Source organism: Streptomyces sp. NPDC007162 (assembly GCF_040634175.1).
Lineage (GTDB): Bacteria > Actinomycetota > Actinomycetes > Streptomycetales > Streptomycetaceae > Streptomyces.
Genome location: NZ_JBEYFC010000577.1, coordinates 1 through 5,133, shown reverse-complemented (window position 1 = coordinate 5,133; position 5,133 = coordinate 1). Strand labels below are relative to the sequence as shown.

5 protein-coding genes are annotated in these 5,133 nt (G+C 70.1%); all 5 read left to right on the top strand.

Translation table 11 applies throughout. The annotated features are described in order from the left end of the window. Positions 1-686, top strand: a 686-nt coding sequence (locus ABZ646_RS39615) for a siderophore-interacting protein (RefSeq protein WP_360530495.1), incomplete at its 5' end; no start/stop codon positions are given. Positions 687-773: 87 nt separating this feature from the next. After that, positions 774-2,216, top strand: a complete 1,443-nt coding sequence (gene desA / locus ABZ646_RS39610; RefSeq protein ID WP_360530492.1) for a lysine decarboxylase DesA — start codon at positions 774-776, stop codon at positions 2,214-2,216. Beyond that, positions 2,200-3,483, top strand: coding sequence for a lysine N(6)-hydroxylase/L-ornithine N(5)-oxygenase family protein (locus ABZ646_RS39605; RefSeq protein WP_360530489.1), 1,284 nt, complete (start codon positions 2,200-2,202; stop codon positions 3,481-3,483). Before desA ends, ABZ646_RS39605 begins: the two co-directional genes overlap by 17 nt. Beyond that, a complete protein-coding gene (locus ABZ646_RS39600; protein ID WP_360530486.1) occupies positions 3,480-4,028 on the top strand; it encodes a GNAT family N-acetyltransferase in 549 nt (182 codons plus the stop codon). The genes ABZ646_RS39605 and ABZ646_RS39600 overlap by 4 nt, the downstream gene beginning before the upstream one ends. After that, the coding region (locus tag ABZ646_RS39595) for an IucA/IucC family protein (RefSeq protein WP_360530483.1) at positions 4,025-5,133 on the top strand (1,109 nt) is incomplete at its 3' end. The genes ABZ646_RS39600 and ABZ646_RS39595, both read left to right, overlap by 4 nt.

Sequence of the window (5,133 nt, the reverse complement as noted above, 5' to 3'; positions counted from 1 at the left end):
GCACCACCTACGACGACACCGGCCGCGCCGTCGAGTTCGGCGACCATATTTACCGGCCGACCCGCTACTCCTTCGAGTTCCAGCTGCTCGTACGGGCCGTGATGCGCTCGTACACGCTGCGGGCGCTGCGCCGGGACCCCGACGAGATCGACGTCGACTTCGTGCTGCACGGCGTCGAGCCGGGTACGGCCGTCGCCGCCGGGCCCGCCTCCCGGTGGGCGTCCCGGGCCGCCGCCGGGGACCCGGTGATCCTGCTCGGCCCGGCGGTCGCCGACAACCGGGCGATCCGCTTCCGGCCGCCCGAGGACACCGACCTGCTGCTGGTCTGGGGCGACGAGACCGCCGTACCGGCCGCGACCGCCGTCCTCGAATCGCTCCCCGCCGGCACCCGGGTCCGCGCCTGGCTGGAGGTCCCGCACGCCGGTGACATCCAGGACGTGGTCACCGCGGCGGACGCGGAGATCACCTGGCTGACCGGGGGCCGGAACGCCACGGAGGCGGTCCGTGCCGCGCGGCTCCCCTCCCACGCACACCCGTACGCCTGGATCGCCGGGGAGTCCGGGCGGGTGAAGGAGCTGCGCCGGCACCTCGTCGGCGAGCGCGGGATCGACCGACGCCGGGTCACCTTCGTCGGGTACTGGCGGCGGGGCCTGACGGAAGAACAACTCCGGGTGACCGACGCATAGTTCCCGGATAACTTAGGTTAGGCTAACCTAAGTTAAGATGATCTCCTCACTCCCTCGCACGGACACCCTGCCCCGGAGGACTCCCGCATGCGCTCCCACCTGCTCAATGACCTCACCGCGGAGCACTACCGCCGTCGCGTGACCGAAGGAGTGGAGCGGGTGGCGGCCAAACTCGCCACCACCGAACGTCCGTTCACCGGTGTCACCGTCGACGCCCTCGCCCCCCTCGTCGACGGCATCGACCTCGACCGGCCGCTGCACGACACCACCGCGGTCCTGGACGAACTGGAGGACGTCTACCTCCGGGACGCGGTCTACTTCCACCACCCCCGCTACCTCGCCCACCTCAACTGCCCGGTGGTCATCCCGGCGGTGCTGGGCGAGGCCGTGCTCTCCGCCGTCAACTCCTCCCTGGACACCTGGGACCAGTCGGCGGGCGGCACCCTGATCGAGCGGAAACTGATCGACTGGACGGCCGCCCGCATCGGCCTGGGCGAGGGCGCCGACGGGGTGTTCACCTCCGGCGGCACCCAGTCCAACCTCCAGGCGCTGCTGCTGGCCCGCGAGGAGTCGAAGACCGACTCCCTCGCCCGGCTGCGGATCTTCGCCTCCGAGGCCGGCCACTTCAGCGTGCAGAAGTCCGCGAAGCTGCTCGGCCTCGGCCAGGACGCGGTGGTCTGCGTCCCCGTCGGCCACGACAGGCGCATGCAGTCCGTCGCCCTCGCCCGCGAACTGGAACGCTGCCTCGGGGACGGTCTGGTGCCCATGGCGGTCGTCGCCACCGCGGGCACCACCGACTTCGGCTCCATCGACCCGCTGCCGGAGATCGCCGAGCTGTGCGCGCAGTACGGCGTGTGGATGCACGTCGACGCCGCCTACGGCTGCGGACTGCTCGCCTCCCTGAAGCACCGGGACCGGATCGCCGGCATCGAGCGCGCCGACTCCGTCACCGTCGACTACCACAAGTCCTTCTTCCAGCCGGTGAGTTCGTCCGCGGTACTGGTCCGGGACGCGGCCACCCTGCGGCACGCCACCTACCACGCGGAGTACCTCAACCCGCGCCGGACGGTGCAGGAGCGCATCCCCAACCAGGTCGACAAGTCCCTGCAGACCACCCGCCGCTTCGACGCCCTCAAGCTGTGGATGACCCTGCGCACCATGGGCGCCGACGGCATCGGCGAACTCTTCGACGAGGTCTGCGACCTGGCGGCGGAGGGCTGGCGGCTGCTCGCGGCCGACCCGCGCTACGACGTGGTCGTCGAGCCGTCCCTGTCCACCCTCGTCTTCCGCTACGTCCCGGCCGCCGTCACCGACCCGGCCGAGATCGACCGCGCCAACCTCTACGCCCGCAAGGCCCTGTTCGCCTCCGGGGACGCGGTGGTCGCGGGCACCAAGGTCGGCGGCCGCCACTACCTCAAGTTCACGTTGCTCAACCCCGAGACCACGACCGCCGACATCGCCGCCGTCCTCGATCTGATCGCCGGCCACGCCGAGCAGTACCTGGGAGAGTCCCTTGACCGCGCGTCCTGAAAACCCCGCCGCCGTCCATGACTTCGTGGGGATCGGGCTCGGGCCCTTCAATCTCGGCCTCGCCTGCCTGACCGAGCCGATCGCCGAACTGGACGGCGTCTTCCTCGACTCGAAGCCCGGCTTCGAGTGGCACGCCGGCATGTTCCTGGACGGCGCCCACCTCCAGACCCCGTTCATGTCGGACCTGGTCACCCTCGCCGACCCGACCTCGCCGTACTCCTTCCTCAACTACCTGAAGGAGAAGGGACGGCTGTACTCGTTCTACATCCGCGAGAACTTCTACCCGCTGCGGGTGGAGTACAACGACTACTGCCGCTGGGCCGCGGGCAAACTGACCAACATCCGCTTCGGCACCACGGTCACGGAGGTCCGGTACGCGGACGCGGACGAGGTGTACGTCGTCACGACGGCCGCCGGCGAGACGTACCGCGCCCGTCGGCTGGTCCTCGGCACCGGCACCCCGCCGCACGTCCCGGCGGCCTGCGAGGGCCTGGGCGGGGACCTCGTCCACAACTCGCAGTACCTCACGCACCGGGAGGCGCTGCGGGCCAAGGAGTCGATCACGCTGGTCGGCAGCGGCCAGTCGGCCGCCGAGATCTACCAGGACCTGCTGAGCGAGATCGACGTCCACGGCTACCGGCTGAACTGGGTGACCCGCTCCCCGCGCTTCTTCCCGCTCGAATACACCAAGCTCACGCTGGAGATGACCAGCCCCGAGTACATCGACTACTACCACGCCCTGCCCGAGGACACCCGCTACCGGCTCACCGCCGAGCAGAAGGGCCTCTTCAAGGGCATCGACGGCGACCTGATCGACGAGATCTTCGACCTGCTGTACCGGAAGAGCCTCGGCGGCCCGGTCCCGACCAGACTGCTCACCAACTCCTCCCTGAACGCGGCGTCCTACGACAACGGCACGTACACGCTGAAGCTGCGGCAGGAGGAACAGGGCAAGGACTACGAGATCGAGACCCAGGGCCTGGTCCTGGCCACCGGCTACAGGTACGCCGAGCCGGAGTTCCTCAGGCCCGTCCGGGACCGGCTGCGCTACGACACGCACGGCAACTTCGACGTGGCCCGCAACTACGCGATCGACGTCACCGGCCGGGGCGTCTTCCTGCAGAACGCCGGCGTCCACACCCACAGCATCACCAGCCCCGACCTGGGCATGGGCCCCTACCGGAACGCGTACATCATCCGCGAGCTGCTCGGCTCCGAGTACTACCCGGTGGAGAAGACGATCGCCTTCCAGGAGTTCTCGGTATGAGCACCACCGCCACCCCCGCCTTCACCTTCCGGCCCCTCGACCCCCTCAGGGACGCCGGACTGCTGCACAGCTGGGTGACGCATCCCAAAGCGGCCTACTGGATGATGCAGGACGCCCGGCCGGCGGACGTCGAACGGGCGTACCTGGAGATCGCGGCCGACGAGCACCACCACGCGCTCCTCGGCCTCGGCGAGGACGGCGGCCCCGCCTTCCTCATGGAGTACTACGACCCGGCCCACCGCGAGCTGGTCGGGCTGTACGAGCCCGAGCCGGGGGACGTCGGGATGCACTTCCTCGCCCCCGCCACCGACACGCCCGTGCACGGGTTCACGAAGGCCGTCATCACCGCCGTCGTCGCCCACCTCTTCGAGGACCCGGCGGCCCGCCGGATCGTCGTCGAACCGGACGTGCGCAACACGGCCGTGCACGCGCTGAACGAAGCCGTCGGGTTCGTGCCCGTACGGGAGATCCAGAAGCCGGAGAAGAAGGCGTTGCTGAGCTACTGCACCCGGGAACGGTTCGAGAGGGCGGTGGCCGCCGTATGACCCTCTCGGACGCGGTCGCCCACCTGTCCCCCGAGCGCTGGGAGCAGGCCAACCGGCTCCTGATACGCAAGGCGCTCGCCGAGTTCGCCCACGAGCGCCTGATCACCCCGGAGGCGGACGGGCCGTCGTACGTCGTCCGCAGCGACGACGGCCTGACGCGCTACCGCTTCACCGCCGTCCGCCGCGCCCTCGACCACTGGCAGGTGGACGCCGAGTCCATCGCCCGTACCCGCGACGGCGCCGAACTCCCGCTCGCTGCCCTCGACTTCTTCATCGAGCTGAGGGAGTCCCTGGGCCTGAGCGACGAGATCCTGCCGGTCTACCTGGAGGAGATCTCCGCCACCCTCTCCGGCACCTGCTACAAGCTCACCAAGGACCGGGTCCCGGTCGCCGAGCTGGTCCGCGCCGGCTTCCAGGACATCGAGACCGGCATGACCGAGGGCCACCCCTGCTTCGTCGCCAACAACGGGCGGCTCGGCTTCGGCGTCCACGACTACCTGTCCTACGCCCCCGAGACCGCGAGCACGGTCCGGCTGGTGTGGCTGGCGGCGCACAGGTCGCGGGCCGCGTTCACGGCGGGGGCCGGGATCGAGTACGAGTCCTTCGTGCGGGAGGAGCTGGGCGGGGCGACCGTCGAGCGCTTCTACGGCGTCCTGCGCGAGCGGGGGCTGGACCCCGCCGACTACCTCCTCGTCCCGGTCCACCCCTGGCAGTGGTGGAACAAGCTCACCGTCACCTTCGCCGCCGAGGTCGCCCGCGGGTACCTGGTCTGCCTGGGCGAGGGCGACGACGAGTACCTGGCCCAGCAGTCCGTCCGGACCTTCTTCAACCGCTCCCACCCCCGGAAGCACTACGTCAAGACCGCACTGTCGGTCCTCAACATGGGCTTCATGCGCGGGCTCTCGGCCGCCTACATGGAGGCGACCCCGGCCATCAACGACTGGCTGGCCCAGCTCATCGAGAACGACCCGGTGCTCAAGGCCACCGGCCTGTCGATCATCCAGGACCGGGCCGACCTTCTCTTCCACCTGTCGGGCACGACGCCTGCTCCGCGGAGAAGACCCGCTGGATCGAGCCTCTCCAGCCCAGCAGCCCGGCCGCCGCC

Coding starts and splice junctions, on each gene's coding strand:
- ABZ646_RS39600 (WP_360530486.1), top strand. CDS start 3,480: ATGAGCACCACCGCCACCCCCGCCTTCACCTTCCGGCCCCTCGACCCC.
- desA (WP_360530492.1), top strand. CDS start 774: ATGCGCTCCCACCTGCTCAATGACCTCACCGCGGAGCACTACCGCCGT.